The sequence below is a fragment of the Pseudomonas sp. URIL14HWK12:I5 genome (assembly GCF_900176445.1).
In the GTDB taxonomy this organism is placed as follows: Bacteria; Pseudomonadota; Gammaproteobacteria; order Pseudomonadales; family Pseudomonadaceae; genus Aquipseudomonas; species Aquipseudomonas monteilii.
The window spans coordinates 213,196-229,796 of record NZ_FWXQ01000009.1; the positions used below are offsets into that span (position 1 = coordinate 213,196).

The following is a 16,601-nucleotide window of genomic DNA, read 5'->3' on the forward strand; positions in this document are numbered from 1 at the left end:
CGGGTGAACCCGAAGGGCCGGTACAGGAAAAAGATCAGAGTTTGATCAACACCGATTTGAGCTCGGTGTAATGTTCGATGGCCGCTGCGCCCATCTCACGGCCGACGCCAGACATCTTGTAGCCACCAAATGGCAATGCCGGGTCCAGCGCGCTGTGGCAGTTGACCCAGACCGACCCCGACTTGATACGCGGGATCATCCGGTGCACCGCTGCCAGGTCGTTGGACCAGATGCTAGCGCCCAGGCCATAGGGGTTGTCGTTGGCCATGCCGATCACTTCGTCGATGTCATCGAACGGCATCGCCACCAGCACCGGCCCGAAGATTTCTTCCTGCACCAGGCGGTGGCGCTGGTCGACATCGACAATCACCGTCGGCTTGACGAAGTAGCCCGGGCCAAAGCTTTCGCCTCCGCAGGCGATGGTCGCGCCCAGCTCGCGACCCAGCTCGATGTAGCCGGTGACGCGGTCCTGCTGCTTGGCCGAAATCAGCGGCCCCATTTGCACGGCCGGGTCCAGGCCGCTGCCCAGTTTCATGCCATTGGCGATGCCGGCGATGTCGGCCACCACGTTGTCGAAGTGCTTGCGGTGCACATACAGGCGCGAGCCGGCGCAGCACACCTGGCCCTGGTTGAAGAAGATCGCTGTGGCCGCACCCGCAGCCGCTTCCTGCAGGTTGGCGTCGGGCATGACGATGGTTGGCGACTTGCCGCCGAGCTCCAGGGTGACGCGGGTCATGTTGTCCATGGCCGCCTTGCCGATCAGCTTGCCGACTTCGGTAGAGCCGGTGAAGGTCAGCTTGTCCACGCCGGGGTGGCGGCTGAGCGCGGCACCGGCATTAAGGCCGGTACCGGTGATCACGTTGAACACGCCCGCCGGGTAACCGGCTTCGTCGACCAGTTCGGCCAGCTTGAGCACGCTCAGCGGGGTTTCATCTGCTGGCTTGAGCACCACGGTGCAGCCGGTGGCCAGGGCCGGGCCGAGCTTCCAGCAGGCCAGCAGCAGCGGGAAGTTCCACGCGACGATGGCGCCAACCACGCCGACGGCCTCACGGCGCACGAAGCCGTGGAACTGGTCGTTGGGCATCAACGGCATGGAGGCCTCGACAGTGCTACCCTCGATCTTGGTGGCCCAGCCGGCCATGTAACGCAGGAAATCGATGGCCAACTGCACGTCCATCACCTGAGCCACGGCGGCGCTCTTGCCGTTGTTCAGGCATTCCAGCTCGGCCAGCTGGCGGGCGTCGCGCTCCATCAGGTCGGCCAGGCGCCACAGCAGGTTTTGCCGTTCACGCGGGCGCAGGCGGCTCCATGGCGAGTCGTCGAAGGCCTGGCGTGCGGCGCGCACGGCGCGGTCGACGTCTTCGGCCTCGGCGGCGGGCACTTCACCCAGCACTTCGCCAGTGGCCGGGTTACGGAACGACAGGGTGCGACCGCTGGCGGCCTCCTGCCAGTCGGCGCCGATGCGCATCTTCAGCTTGCGTTCGAGAAAGGCGCGGGTGGCGGGCAGGATGGGCAGTTCAGAAAGCATGGGGCTGTGCCTCTTGTCATTGGGTGTGACGGGCACAGGCGCAATGGCCGTGCCAAGGTGGGCAATTGGTCGCAAGGTGTTGAAGGCATTGGGTTTTGCCTGAGTGCAAGGCTGTGATTGCAGGTGTGCGCTGTTGCACATTGAGACGCTGTGAGACGGTGGTGAAACAGTGGCTGTACTCAGGCATTTCGCAATTGCTGTGGGAGCGGGCGAGCCCGCGAAGGCCTGTGCAGCAGGCCCTGTCTCAGGATGAAACACCCTGTCGCGAAATGGCACGCTGCAATTAGCCATCCTGGATGCTGGCCAAGACCAGAAAACGGCCTAAAAGCCTGAAAGACAACGCTTTTGCAGCATCTGGCACAGTTCCTGTATCACAACTGCCACATGCACACCTGCTGTACCAAAGCGTGCGAAAAACGATAAGAACAACAACCGTGGAGGTCTGACCTTGAAGACGACTCGACTCCGGCGGCATGCGGGCAAACTGGCGCTGGTCGCCGCCGCGCTGCTGAGCACCCAGGCCATGGCGGCCGAGCAGGGCCCGAGCCTGTTGCAGAACAAGTGTATGGGGTGCCATATCCCCGAAGGCAACGATACCTACAGCCGCATCAGCCACCAGCGAAAAACGCCGGAAGGCTGGCTGATGAGCATCGCCCGCATGCAGGTGATGCACGGCCTGCAGATCAGCGACGACGACCGTCGCACGCTGGTCAAGTACCTGGCCGACAAGCAGGGCCTGGCGCCCAGCGAAACCGATGGTGTGCGCTACGCCATGGAACGCCGGCTGAACACCGTCGAGCACTTCAATACCCAGCTCAGTGAAACCTGTGGCCGTTGCCACTCCGGTGCCCGCGTGGCCTTGCAGCGTCGCCCGGCCAAGGAATGGGAGCACCTGGTCAACTTCCACCTCGGCCAATGGCCGTCCCTCGAATACCAGGCCCAGGCGCGTGACCGCGACTGGCTGCCGATTGCCCTGCAACAGGTGGTACCGGAACTTGCCAAGCGTTACCCGCTGGACAACCCGGCCTGGGCCGAGTGGCAGAAGGCCAAGCCGAGCGCCGATGTGCTGCCGGGGCAATGGGCCTTCAGCGGGCACATGCTGGCCAAGGGCGATGTGCGCGGGGTGATGAGCGTCACCGCCGACCAGGGCGATACCTTCAAGGTGGAGGTCAAGGGCGCTTATGCCGATGGCACGCCGTTCAATGGCAGTGGCACGGCAATCCTGTACAACGGCTATGAATGGCGCGGCAACGTCAAGGTGGGAGACGCCAACCTGCGTCAGGTGTTCGCGGCACTGGATGGCGAAATGAAAGGCCGCATGTTCGAGGCCGAGCACGATGAACGTGGCCTGGACTTCACTGCGGTGAAGGAAGGCAAGGCACGCCTGCTTGCCGTACAGCCGGCATTTATCAAGGCGGGCGGCGAAAGCGAGATCACTCTGGTAGGCAGCGGCCTGGACGGCAAGCCCGACCTGGGTGCCGGGGTGGAGGTGACCGAAGTGCTGGAGCAAACCCCGACCCTGGTGCGGGTCAAGGCCCGCGCAGCCGCCGATGCCAAGCCTGGCCAGCGCGAGGTTGCAGTGGGCGCGCTCAAAGGTGCAAGCCTGGCGGTATACGACAAGGTCGAGGAAGTGAAGGTCGTGCCGGCATTCTCCATTGCCCGCATTGGCGAGAACGGTGCTTCGGTACCGAAAGTGCAGGGCCGTTTCGAAGCCGAGGCCTGGGGTAAAGACGCCAGCGGCCAGCCTCTGCGCATCGGCTACCTGCCAGCCACCTGGAAAGTCGAGCCGTTCAACGAACGTGCGGTCGAGGATGAGGACGTGAAGTTCGCCGGCAAGATGCAGGCCGATGGCGTGTTCGTGCCAGGCGGTGCCGGCCCCAACCCTGAGCGCAAAATGATGACCAACAACGCCGGTAACCTGAAGGTCATCGCCACCTTGGCCGACGGTGGCCAGACTGGCGAAGGGCACATGATCGTCACCGTTCAGCGCTGGAACAACCCGCCGCTGCCGTAACGGCAGGGCGCAACGGTTTTCCAACGGATCGATTATCGGGAGGTCGCCATGGGCGCGCTACTGAACCTGGTCGAACGCAACCTGCATGAAGTGCAGGTCGATGCCGACCGCATGCTGTTCCATATTCCCAGCAGTTCGCTGTTTGCCACAGATGCCGTGACAGGCAGCATCATCGACGCCTTGCGCCAGCAAGGTTGTTCGGCCGAGGAGCTGATGCAGCGCCTGGGCCAGCAGTTTGCCGGCGACGATATCCAGGACACCCTGCGCGAACTGATCGCGCTGGAGCTGGTCAGCGACGGCTCGCCGCTGACCCCGGAAATCGCCCTCAGGCAGGTCGAGCGCACTGCGCTGAATACCGTGGTGCTCAACGTCAACACCGGCTGCAACCTCAGCTGCACCTATTGCTACAAGGAAGACCTGGACAAACCGTCCGCCGGCAAGAAGATGAGCACCGCCACCGCCGAAGCCTCGGTGGAGATGCTGCTCAAGGAATCGCCCAACGAGGACCGCTACAGCGTGGTGTTCTTCGGTGGCGAACCGCTGTCCAACCGGCCGTTGATCGAGCACATGGTGGCTTACTGCGAGCGGCGTTTCGCCGAGGCAGGCAAAGCGGTGGAGTTCATCATGACCACCAACGCCACCTTGCTGACCGAAGAGATCATCGACTGGCTCAACGCCCATCGCTTCGGCCTGTCGATCAGCATCGACGGCCCGAAGACCGTGCACGACCGCAACCGCATCACCGTGGGCGGGCAGGGCACCTATGACGTGGTGCGGCGCAAGGCCGACCTGCTGCTGTCGCGCTACACCAGCCGCCCGGTGGGCGCGCGGGTCACGCTAACCCGTGGCATCACCGACGTCGAGACCATCTGGAACCACCTGTTCAACGAAATGGGCTTCGCCGAAGTGGGCTTTGCCCCGGTCACCTCCGGCGACATGGCCGACTTCAACCTCACTGGCGAAGAGCTGGTGCAGGTGTTCGCCAATATGAAAGCGCTGGGCCGCAAGTATCTGGAGGCGGCGCTGGAGCACCGCAACATCGGATTCTCCAACCTGCACCAGTTGATTACCGACATCCACGAAGGCCACAAGAAGGCGCTGCCGTGCGGCGCCGGGTTGAAGATGCTGGCGGTGGACCACGAAGGCGAGCTGAACCTGTGCCACCGCTTCACCGGCTCTAGCCTGCCGACCTTCGGCAACGTGCACCAGGGCGTGAAGCAGGCGCAGCTCAACAACTTCCTGTCGCAGCGCCTGGACCGCAGCAACACCGGCTGCGAGAGCTGCCGTATCCGCAACCTGTGCTCTGGCGGCTGCTACCACGAAAGCTATGCGCGCTACGGCGACCCGCAGCACCCGACGTATCACTACTGCGAACTGATGCGCGACTGGGTCGACTTCGGCATCGAAGTCTACAGCCGCATCATGGCCGCCAACCCGGCCTTCATCGATCGCTACATCACTCCGCGGAAGGCGCACTGACATGAAGCACTTGAAGCCCCTGAACAACAAGGCGCGCATCCTCGAACAGGCCGCTGCCGAAGACCGCGTCGAAGAAGTCATGGCCATGAGTGCAGTGGCCGGCTGTACGGCCACCACCGACCCGGGTTGGGAAGTGGACGCCTTTGGTGGCGTGAGCTCGCTGTGTCAGCCGATGGAAGCCGACCTGTATGGTTGCTCCGACCCTTGCTGGTGGCCGGCCCAGGTGCCGGACATGATGAGCACCTATCAGGACTGGAACGCCCAGGCCACCAACTCGGCGGATGACTGGCGCAACCTCGGCACTGTGTTCCCGAAAGACAAGTGACCGGCCCAACAAGAATGACAAGGGGAAACCGCATGAAAGCTGGACGCTGCGCGTCACTCGCGCTCACCATCGCCGCCATGGCGTGTACCGGCCTGGCACAGGCCGACGATACCGGGCCGGCACTGAAGGCTGGCCACGAATACATGATCGTGACCAACTACCCGAACAACCTGCATGTGGTCGATGTGGCCACTGATACGGTGTACAAGAGCTGTGTCATGCCCGACAAGTTCGGCCCCGGCACCGCAATGATGGCGCCGGACAACCGCACTGCCTACGTGTTGAACAACCACTACGGTGACATCTACGGCATCGACCTGGACACCTGCAAGAACACCTTCCACGCCAACCTGTCCAGCGTGGCAGGCGAAGTGGGCCGGTCGATGTACTCGTTCGCCATCAGCCCCGACGGCAAGGAAGTGTACGCCACGGTCAACCCGACCCAGATGCTGAACGACCACTACGTGGTCAAGCCACCACGGCTGGAAGTGTTCAACACCGCCGATGGATTGCAGGCAAAGCCAGTGCGGACCTTCCCGATGCCGCGTCAGGTGTACCTGATGCGTACCGCCGACGATGGCACCTTGTATTTTGCCGGGCCGGATATTTACAAGATGGACGTGAAGACCGGCAAGCATTCGGTGGCCTTGCCGCTGCGCAACTGGAACCGTAAAGGCTACAGCGCCCCGGACGTGCTGTACTTCTGGCCGCACCAGAACCCCCGCCACGAGTTCTCGATGCTGTACACCATTGCCAAGTTCAAGGATGCCAAGCAGGACCCGAACGAGGCCGAGCTGTTGTACGGCTACCTGAGCGTCGACCTGAAGACCGGCAAGACCCACACGCAGGAGTTCGCCGACCTGACCGAGCTGTACTTCACCGGCTTGCGTTCGCCCAAGGACCCGAACCAGATCTACGGCGTGCTCAACCGCCTGGCCAAGTACGACATCAAGCAGCGCAAGCTGATCAAGGCGGCTAATCTGGAGCACACCTATTACTGCGTCACCTTCGACAAGAAGGGCGACAAACTGTACCTGGGCGGCACCTTCAACGACCTGGCGGTGTTCAACCCGGATACGCTGGAGAAAGTGAACAACATCAAGTTGCCGGGTGGTGACATGTCGACCACGACGCCGCAGGTGTTCATCAGGTAGTTCAGTGCTGGATCCTTCGCGGGGCAAGCCCGCTCCCACAAGACTGCACCGCATGCGGATCTTGTGGGTTCTTTGTGGGAGCGGGCTTGTCCCGCGAAGAGGCCAGTCAAAACAATACAAGAACAACAAGAGAGCGCCCATGCCCCAGCCAAGCTACTCCCAGGGCAACCCCGACAAAGCCCTGCTCAGCCAATGCATCGGCGATGCCTTCGACGCGACCGTCGCCCGCTACCCCGACCGCGAAGCGTTGGTAGTCCGCCACCAAGCCCTGCGCTACACCTGGCGCCAACTGGCCGCTGCAGTCGACCAGCACGCCCGCGCCCTGATGGCCTTGGGCGTACAACCCGGCGACCGCCTGGGCATCTGGGCACCCAACTGCGCCGAGTGGTGCATCACCCAGTTCGCCAGTGCCAAGGTTGGCGCGATCCTGGTCAACATCAACCCGGCCTACCGCTCCAGCGAGCTGGACTACGCCCTGGGCCAGTCCGGCTGCCGCTGGGTGATCTGCGCCGACGCGTTCAAGACCTCCGACTACCACGCCATGCTGCTGGGCCTGGTGCCGGGCCTGAGTACAGGCCAGCCGGGGGCGCTGATCTGCGAGCGCTTCCCGGAGCTGCGCGGCGTGGTCAGCCTGGCGGCCGTACCACCATCAGGATTTCTGGCCTGGCATGAATTACAGGCCCGTGCCGATGCCATCAGCTGTGAGGCCCTGACCGAGCGCCAGGCGCAACTGCGCTGCGACGACCCGATCAACATCCAGTACACCTCGGGTACCACCGGTTTCCCCAAGGGCGCGACCCTCAGCCACAGCAACATCCTCAACAACGGCTACATGGTCGGCGAAAGCCTGGGCCTGACCGAGCACGACCGGCTGGTGGTGCCGGTGCCGCTGTACCACTGCTTTGGCATGGTCATGGCCAACCTTGGCTGCATGACCCACGGCAGCACCCTGATCTACCCCAACGATGCCTTCGACCCACTGGCCACGCTACGCGCTGTGGCAGAGGAAAAGGCGACCGCGCTGTATGGCGTGCCGACCATGTTCATCGCCGAACTGGACCACCCGCAACGCGCGGAATTCGACCTGTCGAGCCTGCGCACCGGGATCATGGCCGGTGCGACCTGCCCGATCGAGCTGATGCGCCGGGTAATCGGCGAAATGCACATGGCCGAGGTGCAGATTGCCTACGGCATGACCGAGACCAGCCCGGTGTCATTGCAGACCGGGCCGGACGATGACCTGGAGCGCCGGGTGACCAGTGTCGGTCGTACCCAGCCACGGCTGGAGAACAAGGTGGTCGACGTTGACGGCAACACCGTGCCGCGTGGCGAGATAGGCGAGCTGTGTACCCGTGGCTACAGCGTGATGCTCGGTTACTGGAACAACCCCAAGGCCACGACCGAAAGTATCGATGAAGAGGGATGGATGCACACCGGTGACCTGGCGGTGATGGACGAGCAGGGCTATGTGCGCATCGTCGGGCGCAGCAAGGACATGATCATTCGTGGCGGCGAAAACATCTACCCGCGCGAGCTGGAAGAGTTCTTCTTCACCCACCCGGCGGTGGCCGATGTGCAGGTGATTGGCGTGCCGTGCAGCAAGTACGGCGAAGAGATCGTGGCCTGGGTGCGGCTGCACCCGGGGCATACCGCCAGTGAGGATGAACTGCGTGAGTGGGCGAGGGCGCGGATTGCGCACTTCAAGGTGCCCCGGTACTTCCGCTTTGTCGACGAGTTTCCGATGACGGTGACTGGCAAGGTACAGAAGTTCAGGATGCGAGAGATCAGTGTCGAGGAATTGTCTGCCGGATGACTTACTGCCTGTTCCGGCCTCTTCGCGGGCTCGCCCGCAAAGAGGCCGGAACAGGCGGGAGATGCCTTCAGCCTTTCAGCAACTCCGGGCTATTGAAGTTGCTCAACCGGGAATCATTTTCGGTACATTCCAACCCCTGAACCGACTCGCGCAGCAAGGCCCTCTGCAAACTCCGCTCACCCTGTGCCCAAGCCTGCTCCAGCACCGGCAGCACCCGCCGTGGCAACACGCTGAACATCGGCTGCCAATACCCACCCTGGCGCACCATCGCCGCACTGTCATTCGCCACTGCCAACCGCAGCAGATCCTCGATCAACGCGCGGTCAACCTGGGGCGCATCGCATGCCAGCAGCACCACCCACTCATACCGCGCCACCTTGAGCCCGGCAATCACCCCCGCCAGCGGGCCGGGGAAGTCCGCCTCGGCATCGCCCACCAGCTGGTCGGCATACGCCCGGTAGGCCTCCTGGTTGCGGTTGCAGGAAATCACCAGGTCGTCGCTCAGTGGCCGCACCACCCGCTGCACATGCGCCACCAGCGGTTCGCCCTTCCATTCGATCAGCCCCTTGTCACGGCCGCCCATGCGCTGGCCACGGCCGCCGGCAAGGATGAGGGTGGAGCAGGGGGGGAGTGAATCAGGCATGAAAAAGGGCTCCGGGCAGTCATTGCCGGGAACCCTCCCATGTCACGCGGGGCTTGTCCAGTCAGCTTTCCTTGGCAACCGGTTGTGTGTCGGCGTAATGCGCCTGGCGATGCCCCGCCAGCCGCATCACCACTACAAAGAACACCGGCACAAACACCACCGCCAAGGTGGCGCTGAGCATGCCGCCGATCACCCCCGTACCGATGGCCTGCTGGCTGGCCGAGCTGGCGCCGCTGGCGATGGCCAGCGGTACCACGCCGAGGATGAATGCCAGCGAGGTCATCACGATGGGGCGCAGGCGCAGGCGGGCGGCCTGCACCGCAGCGTCGACGGCATCCACGCCCTGGTCGACCAGGTGCTTGGCGAACTCGATGATAAGGATGGCGTTTTTCGCCGACAGACCGATCAGGGTAATCAGGCCAACCTTGAAGAACACGTCGTTGGGCATGCCGCGCAGGGTCACGGCCAGCACCGCACCCAATACGCCGAGGGGCACTACCAGCAGCACAGCGGTGGGTATCGACCAGCTTTCGTACAGCGCCGCCAGGCACAGGAACACCACCAGCAACGACAGCGCCATCAGCATCGGTGCCTGGCTGCCGGACAAGCGTTCCTGCAGCGACAGCCCCGTCCATTCCAGGCCGGCGCCAGGCGGCAGCTGGGCGACCAGGCGCTCGACTTCCGCCATCGCCTCGCCCGAGCTGTAGCCTGCTGCCGGTTCGCCGGAAATCGACACTGCCGGGTAGCCGTTGTAACGGGTCAGCTGCACCGGCCCGCTCACCCACTTGGCCTGGACGAACGCGCCCAGTGGCACCATCTTGCCGCTGTTATTGCGCACGTGAATTTTCAGCAAGTCTTCGACCTGGCTGCGCTGGTCGCCTTCGGCCTGCACCACCACCCGCTGCATGCGGCCCTGGTTGGGGAAGTCGTTGACATAGCTGGAGCCCACCGCCACGTCCAGTACCGAGCCGATATCGGCAAACGAAACGCCCAGGGCATTGGCCTGGCGGCGGTCGATTTCCAGTTGCACCTGCGGGCTTTCGGCCAGCGATGCTTCACGCACGTTGGTCAATACCTTGCTTTTGCCGGCACTGGCCAGCAGCGTGTCGCGGGCAGCCATCAACGCGGCGTGCCCCATGCCCCCACGGTCCTGCAGGCGGAATTCGAAGCCGGTGGACTCGCCCAGGCCGTCGATAGGCGGCGGCAGCACGGCATAGGCCACGGCATCCTTGAGCTGGGTGAAGGCCATGGTCGCGCGGTCGGCAATCGACTGGGCGCTGTCGTCGGCACCACGCTCGGACCAGTCCTTGAGCGTGGTGAATGCCAGTGCTGCGTTCTGCCCGCTACCCGAGAAGCTGAAACCCAGGATCAGCGTGGTGTTGCCTACGCCCGCTTCCTCGGCGTTATGCGCCTCGATCTGCGCGGCCACCTGTTCGGTGCGCATGCGGCTGGCGCCGGGTGGCAGCTGAATGTCGGTAATGGTGTAGCCTTGGTCTTCGGTGGGCAGGAACGCTGTGGGCAACTGACTGAAACCGTAGCCCAGCACCGCCAGCAGCACCGCGTACACCAGCAGGTAGCGGCCGCTGCGCTTGAGCGCCTGCATCACCCAGCCCTGGTAGCCATTGCTCAGGCTTTCGAAGCGGCGGTTGAACCAGCCGAAGAAGCCCTTGCGTTCATGCAGCTCACCCTTGGCGACCGGTTTGAGCAAGGTGGCGCACAGCGCCGGGGTCAGGCTGAGAGCCAGGAATGCCGAGAACAGGATCGATACCGCCATCGACACCGAGAACTGCTGGTAGATCACCCCCACCGAACCTTGCATGAAAGCCATGGGCAGGAACACCGCCACCAGCACCAGGGTGATGCCGACGATCGCGCCGCTGATCTGGCCCATGGCCTTGCGCGTAGCCTCTTTGGGCGGAAGGCCCTCTTCGGCCATGATGCGTTCGACGTTTTCCACCACCACGATCGCATCGTCGACCAGGATACCGATGGCCAGCACCATGCCGAACAGGGTCAGCACATTGACCGAAAAGCCCATCGCCAGCATGACCGCGAAGGTGCCCATCAGGGCCACTGGCACCACCAGGGTCGGGATCAGGGTGTAGCGCAGGTTCTGCAGGAACAGGAACATCACTGCGAACACCAGCAGCATGGCTTCGAACAGGGTGTTGATGACCTGCTCGATCGACACCTTGACGAACGGCGAAGTGTCGTAGGGGATGTCGTACTTGACGCCTTCCGGGAAGTAGCGCGCCAGGTCCTCCATTTTCGCCCGCACCAGGGTGGCGGTTTCCATGGCGTTGGCCCCCGGCGACAGCTGCACACTGAACGCGGTGGCCGGCTTGCCATTCAGGCGCGTGCCGTACTGGTATTCCTGGGCGCCGATCTCGACCCGGGCGACGTCACCGACAGTGACCGTGGAACCGTCCGGGTTGGCGCGCAGGACGATGGCGGCGAACTCTTCGGGCGTGCTCAGTTGACCCTTGACCACCACGTTGGCGGTGATCTCCTGGGTACCACGGCTGGGCAGGTCGCCAATGCTGCCGGGCGCGACCTGGGCGTTCTGCGCGGCAATGGCCTCGGCCACATCGTTGGGCGTGAGGTTGAAGCCGATCAGCTTGCGCGGGTCGATCCAGATGCGCATGGCGCGTTCCGAACCGTACAGCTGGGCTTTACCGACGCCCTTGAGGCGGCGGATTTCGTCCATCACGTTGCGCGCGAGAATGTCCGACAGCGCGGTTTCGTCGAGTTTGCCATCTTCAGAGGTGAGGGTGGCCAGCAGCAGGAAACCGGTAGACACCTTTTCTACCTGCAGGCCCTGCTGGGTGACCGGGCGCGGCAGGCGCGACTCGACCACCTTCAGGCGGTTCTGCACGTCAACCTGGGCCAGGTCCGGGTTGGTGCCCGGGGCGAAGGTGGCGGTGATGGTGGCGCTGCCCAGGCTGCTTTGCGACTCGAAGTACAGCAGGTTGTCGGCGCCGTTGAGCTCCTGCTCGATCAGGCTGACCACGCTTTCGTCCATGGTCGCGGCGGAGGCGCCTGGGTATACGGCGTAGATTTCCACCTGCGGCGGGGCCACGTTCGGGTACTGGGCTACCGGCAGCTGCGGGATGGCCAGCGCGCCGGCCAACAGGATGAACAGTGCGACCACCCAGGCGAACACCGGGCGGTCGATGAAGAATTGCGGCATGAATCAGGCCCTCACTGGCCGGTGTGCTGTGCGATGGGCGCTGTGCCCGTTGCGTTGTCGACCTGCACCTGGTCACCGGCCTTGACGTGTTGCAGGCCTTCGACCACCACCTGCTCGCCTGGCGTCAGGCCTTCGCTGACGACCCAGCGATCACCCTGGGCGCTGCCCAGTACCACCTGGCGGTCGCTGACCCGGGCCTGTGCGTCGACCACCAGCACCTTGGGCACCCCGGCACTGTCGCGCAGGATGGCCCGCTGCGGCACGCTCAGGCCTTTGGGTTGTACGGCCTGCTCCAGGCGCACACGCACATAGCTGCCGGGCAGCAGGTCGAGGTCCGGGTTGGGGAACTCGCTGCGCAGGGTGATCTGGTTGGTGCTGGGGTCGACGCTGATGTCGGAGAACAGCAGCTTGCCTGGCAGCGGGTAGGCACTGCCATCGTCCTGGATCAGCGTGGCGCGGGCCTGGCCGTCGCCCACCTGCTGCAGCTCGCCTGCGCGCAAGGCGCGGCGCAAGGCGTTGAGCTCGCGGGTGGACTGGGTGACGTCGGCATGGATCGGGTCCAGCTGCTGGATGGTCGCCAGCGGCGTGCTTTCGTTTTGCCCGACCAGGGCGCCTTCGGTGACCTGGGCGCGGCCGATACGGCCGGAAATCGGCGCGGTTACCGTGGCGTAGCCGAGGTTCAGGCGGGTGCGCTCCAGGGCGGCCTTGGCGGCGGCCACGTCGGCGTCGGCCTGCAGGAAGCTCGCTTTGGCGTTGTCGTATTCCTGGCGGCTGACGGCCTTGTCGTCGACCAGCTCGCGGTAGCGCTGCTCTTGCAGGCGTGCCTGGTACAGGGTGGCCTCGGCCCTGGCCAGGGTGGCGCGGGCACTGTCATGGTCGGCCTTGAATGGCGCCGGGTCGATCAGGAACAGCACATCGCCTTGCTTCACGTCACTGCCTTCGCGGTAGACGCGTTTGAGTACCACGCCCGCGACCCGTGCGCGCACTTCGGCGGTGCGCGGGGCGAGAATGCGGCCACTGAGCTCGCTGCTTATCGCCAAGGGCTGCAATTGCAGGGTTTCCACCCGCACCTGCGGGGTAGGGGCCTTTTCGTCTTGCTCGGCGCTGTCGCCACAGCCGGCCAGGGACAAGCTCATAAACGTCAGAAGCGCCACTGGGCGCAGGCGAGGGGGGAAGTTAGTAGGCATGCGGATCTTCCGATGATGACCGGGTGTATGCTACGGCAGCTGTTGCACTGGCGGCTGTTAATACCTGTAGGGTGAGTGTGAAAAAGTGTGAAGATCAATCCTCTGGGCCGGTAGGGTTATATATTCTGCGTACACCTGCACCCGGATTCTCTATCGCCTATGCCGAATATTTTCCTGGTCGAAGACGACAGCGCCCTGTCCGAACTGATCGCCAGCTACCTGCAACGCAACGACTTTCATGTCCAGGTGATCGCCCGGGGAGACCATGTGCTGGACGAGTACCGCCGGCAAAAGCCGGACCTGGTCATCCTCGACCTGATGCTGCCGGGCATCGACGGCTTGCAACTGTGCCGCCTGTTGCGCCAGGAGTCGCAGAGCCTGCCCATCCTGATGCTGACGGCTCGTGATGACAGCCATGACCAGGTACTGGGTCTGGAAATGGGGGCCGATGATTACGTGACCAAACCCTGTGAACCACGCGTGCTGCTGGCCCGGGTGCGTACGCTGCTGCGTCGCAGCAGCATCAATGAGCCGCGCCTGGACCACGACCTGATCCTGATCGGGGGGTTGCGCATCGACCTGGCCGAGCGCACGGTCAGCTGGCGTGGCGAAGAAGTGGAGCTGTCCAGTGGTGAGTACAACCTGCTGGTGGTGCTGGCACGCAATGCGGGCGAGGTGATGAACCGCGACCGTATCCTGCAACAACTGCGCGGTATCGAGTTCAATGGCACCGATCGTTCCGTGGACGTGGCCATCTCCAAACTGAGGCGCAAGTTCGACGACAACGCCGGCGAAGCACGCAAGATCAAGACCGTGTGGGGCAAGGGTTACTTGTTCAGCCGTGTCGAGTGGGAGTGCTGATCGACCATGCTCAAGATCCTGGTGCGGCTGTACCTGGTGATCATCGTTGCCTACGCCGGTGCGTTGCTGTTCATCCCCGACACCATTGTCGGCCTGTTCCGCGACCGCTTCATGGCCTACAACCTGGACCAGGCCAAGGGCGTGCAGGCGTTGATCGTGCGCCAGTTCCGCCAGGCCCCGCGCGAGCAGTGGCCAGCCGTGGCGCAAGAACTGGCCAGCGATTTCGCGCCGCTGGAATTGCAACTGCTGCGCATTGACCAGGCCAGCCTGAGCGATGAGGAACAGGCGCGCCTGGAGCATGGTTTGTACGCGGTGCGCATTGCCGAGTGGGGTTACTACGAAACGGTGCTGGCACCGCTGGACAAGGAATGGCTGGTGCGCCTGCACTCACCGCCAGACCCGCTGGACATCAACGTGTTGTCGTGGGGGGTGACCGTACTGATCGGTGCGGCCATGCTGGGGTGCCTGCTGCTGTGGGTATGGCCGCACTGGCGCGACCTGGAGCGCCTGAAGGAAACCGCCCGGCGCCTGGGCCAGGGGCAGATGGCCGAACGTACGCACATTTCGCCGCATTCCAACATTGGTGAGCTGGCCGGCGTGTTCGACACCATGGCCAGCGACCTGGAGCGCCACGTCAACCAGCAGCGCGAGCTGCTGAATGCAGTGTCGCACGAATTGCGCACACCCCTGACCCGGCTGGATTTCGGCTTGGTATTGCTGTTCGACGAAGTACCGCCGGCCAGCCGCAAACGTCTGCTGGAACTGGTGGGGCATGTGCGTGAGCTGGATGAACTGGTGCTGGAACTGCTGTCGTACAGCCGGCTGTACAATGCTGACCAGGCCCGCGAGCGGGTTGAAGTATCGTTGCTGGAGCTGGTCGACAGCGTGCTCGGTGGTTTTGCCGAGGAACTCGATGGCCGGGGTATCCGTTGGGAAGTGCAGGCCGAGGGTAATCTGCCCCGGTTCGTGCTGGACCCGCGCTTGACGGCGCGTGCGGTGCAGAACCTGGTGCGCAATGCCATGCGTTATTGCGATGAAAGCCTGTTGCTGCGCCTGCGGCTGGAGGGCGATGGTGCCTGCCTGCTGACAGTGGAGGATGACGGCATTGGCATACCGGTTGAGGAGCGCGAGCGGATTTTCCAACCGTTCTACCGCCTGGACCGCAGCCGCGATCGCAACACCGGCGGGTTTGGCCTTGGCTTGGCGATCAGCCGGCGAGCGATCGAGGGGCAGGGCGGGACCTTGACGGTCGCGCAGTCGGCACTGGGCGGTGCGCAGTTCAGGATTCGGCTGCCAGCCGGGTAGTCCACAACACAAACCGGTCTTTGCCCGTGTGCTTGGCTTCATACAGCGCCTGGTCAGCCTTGATCAGCGCCATGGTCAACGTATCGCCTGGGGACACCTGCGCCAGGCCGATACTGATGGTTACCGGGTGTGTGCCTGCATCTTCACGCACTCTGCGTACCAATGCCTCCACCTGCTGTTCAGCACTTTGCTGGTTGAGCCCTTCAAGAAAAATGGCAAATTCCTCACCGCCCAATCTTGCAAACTCGGAATCGACCATCGCCGCCTTGATGTGCAGTGCCACGCGTCTGAGCACTTCGTCACCCACGTCGTGGCCAAAACGGTCATTGACCTTCTTGAAATTGTCTATGTCGACCATCGCCAGATACTGCCTGGGCGTCGCCCGTTTCAATTGCTGCTCTGTTTTTGCCATGAACGAGCGGCGGTTGGGGATTCCGGTGAGGGCGTCGACATAAGCCTGCTCAAGCAGCACCTTCGACAGGTAGAAATTGTGCAGCTTGGCCTTGCGGATTTGCAGGTAGCTGTAGCTCACCAGGCTGCTGAGAAAAATGGCGTAGCTGATGAGCATGGCGCCTTCGAGTGCGTCCGGTTCAATGCGCGTGTGGTAGAAGGGGTTGAGCATCACCCAGGTGATGACCATGGCGCAGAAGAACGACCAGCGCCGCACCGGCTGCACCGACACGGCATACAGCACGGTGGAGACGCCGAGCACCAGCCACACCGGGCGCAGGGCTACCGGGATGCCTTCGATCACCAGGCGCATGCCCAAGGTGATGACGGTAATGAACAGCAGGTTGAGCACGTCGAAGTGATGGCTGCGCCGTGTGAAGCGCAGCACGATGGTCAGGCAGCCCAGCAGGGCGATGAACAGGTAGGACAGCCAGGTGAAGCCCTGGCCGCCGAGGAAGCTGACGATCAGGTCGAAGACCAGCCAGATCAGGATACTGATGCAGAACACCAGCAGGCAGAACGGGCGCATGGACTCGAATTCGTGCTGGCGGAATTCGGCGCGCAGGGCGGCGGGGGCGACCTGCTGGCGTACGTGTGCTTCGATGGTCTTGAACATCGGTGGGCTCCTGAGACTACTGCTTGTCCAGGCCCG

Annotated in this window: 12 protein-coding genes; 7 read left to right on the top strand and 5 right to left on the bottom strand. The window is 63.6% G+C overall.

Annotated elements, in window-relative coordinates:
- Window positions 1-34: 34 nt before the first annotated feature.
- Window positions 35-1,528, bottom strand: coding sequence for an aldehyde dehydrogenase family protein (locus tag B9A31_RS20930; protein ID WP_019099062.1), 1,494 nt, complete (start codon window positions 1,526-1,528; stop codon window positions 35-37).
- 448 nt (window positions 1,529-1,976) lie between these two features.
- On the opposite strand from B9A31_RS20930, the gene peaA reads away from it, so the two are divergent.
- The 5 genes from peaA to B9A31_RS20955 all read left to right on the top strand — a co-directional run bounded on the left by peaA (window position 1,977) and on the right by B9A31_RS20955 (window position 8,313).
- Window positions 1,977-3,542: a quinohemoprotein amine dehydrogenase subunit alpha gene (gene peaA, locus B9A31_RS20935; protein ID WP_084297325.1), complete on the top strand. Its 1,566-nt coding sequence runs from the start codon at window positions 1,977-1,979 to the stop codon at window positions 3,540-3,542.
- Between the two features lie 48 nt (window positions 3,543-3,590).
- Window positions 3,591-5,021 carry a quinohemoprotein amine dehydrogenase maturation protein gene (gene peaB, locus B9A31_RS20940; RefSeq protein WP_084297326.1) on the top strand — a complete coding sequence of 477 codons (1,431 nt, stop codon included), beginning with the start codon at window positions 3,591-3,593 and terminating at the stop codon, window positions 5,019-5,021.
- Between the two features lies 1 nt (window position 5,022).
- Window positions 5,023-5,346, top strand: coding sequence for a quinohemoprotein amine dehydrogenase subunit gamma (qhpC, locus tag B9A31_RS20945; protein ID WP_012272119.1), 324 nt, complete (start codon window positions 5,023-5,025; stop codon window positions 5,344-5,346).
- Between the two features lie 32 nt (window positions 5,347-5,378).
- Window positions 5,379-6,500, top strand: a complete 1,122-nt coding sequence (gene peaD / locus B9A31_RS20950) for a quinohemoprotein amine dehydrogenase subunit beta (RefSeq protein ID WP_025752967.1) — start codon at window positions 5,379-5,381, stop codon at window positions 6,498-6,500.
- Between the two features lie 139 nt (window positions 6,501-6,639).
- Window positions 6,640-8,313, top strand: coding sequence for a fatty acid CoA ligase family protein (locus B9A31_RS20955; protein WP_084297327.1), 1,674 nt, complete (start codon window positions 6,640-6,642; stop codon window positions 8,311-8,313).
- Window positions 8,314-8,380: 67 nt separating this feature from the next.
- Here the strand turns inward: B9A31_RS20955 and mobA are convergent, their stop codons facing one another.
- The 3 genes from mobA to B9A31_RS20970 form a co-directional block, all read right to left on the bottom strand.
- Window positions 8,381-8,956, bottom strand: a complete 576-nt coding sequence (gene mobA, locus B9A31_RS20960) for a molybdenum cofactor guanylyltransferase MobA (RefSeq protein ID WP_084297328.1) — start codon at window positions 8,954-8,956, stop codon at window positions 8,381-8,383.
- Window positions 8,957-9,017: 61 nt separating this feature from the next.
- The gene (locus B9A31_RS20965; protein WP_084297329.1) at window positions 9,018-12,146 is read right to left on the bottom strand and encodes an efflux RND transporter permease subunit; all 3,129 of its coding nucleotides are present in this window, start codon (window positions 12,144-12,146) and stop codon (window positions 9,018-9,020) included.
- An 11-nt stretch (window positions 12,147-12,157) separates the two neighbouring features.
- Window positions 12,158-13,333, bottom strand: a complete 1,176-nt coding sequence (locus tag B9A31_RS20970) for an efflux RND transporter periplasmic adaptor subunit (protein WP_019099069.1) — start codon at window positions 13,331-13,333, stop codon at window positions 12,158-12,160.
- 159 nt (window positions 13,334-13,492) lie between these two features.
- Here B9A31_RS20970 and B9A31_RS20975 point away from each other — a divergent pair, with 159 nt between their 5' ends.
- Both B9A31_RS20975 and B9A31_RS20980 read left to right on the top strand, forming a co-directional pair.
- Window positions 13,493-14,194 carry a response regulator gene (locus tag B9A31_RS20975; RefSeq protein ID WP_019099070.1) on the top strand — a complete coding sequence of 234 codons (702 nt, stop codon included), beginning with the start codon at window positions 13,493-13,495 and terminating at the stop codon, window positions 14,192-14,194.
- A gap of 6 nt (window positions 14,195-14,200) precedes the next feature.
- Complete coding sequence (locus tag B9A31_RS20980) at window positions 14,201-15,499, top strand: ATP-binding protein (protein ID WP_019099071.1); 1,299 nt, start codon at window positions 14,201-14,203, stop codon at window positions 15,497-15,499.
- Here the strand turns inward: B9A31_RS20980 and B9A31_RS20985 are convergent.
- Window positions 15,474-16,565, bottom strand: coding sequence for a GGDEF domain-containing protein (locus tag B9A31_RS20985; protein ID WP_084297330.1), 1,092 nt, complete (start codon window positions 16,563-16,565; stop codon window positions 15,474-15,476). The genes B9A31_RS20980 and B9A31_RS20985 overlap by 26 nt on opposite strands.
- Between the last annotated feature and the right edge of the window lie 36 nt (window positions 16,566-16,601).

Bases quoted from the DNA above. Each gene is read 5' to 3' on its own strand.
- B9A31_RS20955 (WP_084297327.1), top strand. From the start codon at position 6,640: ATGCCCCAGCCAAGCTACTCCCAGGGCAACCCCGACAAAGCCCTGCTC.
- mobA (WP_084297328.1), bottom strand. From the start codon at position 8,956: ATGCCTGATTCACTCCCCCCCTGCTCCACCCTCATCCTTGCCGGCGGC.
- B9A31_RS20980 (WP_019099071.1), top strand. From the start codon at position 14,201: ATGCTCAAGATCCTGGTGCGGCTGTACCTGGTGATCATCGTTGCCTAC.
- B9A31_RS20985 (WP_084297330.1), bottom strand. From the start codon at position 16,565: ATGTTCAAGACCATCGAAGCACACGTACGCCAGCAGGTCGCCCCCGCC.
- B9A31_RS20965 (WP_084297329.1), bottom strand. From the start codon at position 12,146: ATGCCGCAATTCTTCATCGACCGCCCGGTGTTCGCCTGGGTGGTCGCA.
- qhpC (WP_012272119.1), top strand. From the start codon at position 5,023: ATGAAGCACTTGAAGCCCCTGAACAACAAGGCGCGCATCCTCGAACAG.
- B9A31_RS20975 (WP_019099070.1), top strand. From the start codon at position 13,493: ATGCCGAATATTTTCCTGGTCGAAGACGACAGCGCCCTGTCCGAACTG.
- B9A31_RS20970 (WP_019099069.1), bottom strand. From the start codon at position 13,333: ATGCCTACTAACTTCCCCCCTCGCCTGCGCCCAGTGGCGCTTCTGACG.
- peaB (WP_084297326.1), top strand. From the start codon at position 3,591: ATGGGCGCGCTACTGAACCTGGTCGAACGCAACCTGCATGAAGTGCAG.
- B9A31_RS20930 (WP_019099062.1), bottom strand. From the start codon at position 1,528: ATGCTTTCTGAACTGCCCATCCTGCCCGCCACCCGCGCCTTTCTCGAA.
- peaD (WP_025752967.1), top strand. From the start codon at position 5,379: ATGAAAGCTGGACGCTGCGCGTCACTCGCGCTCACCATCGCCGCCATG.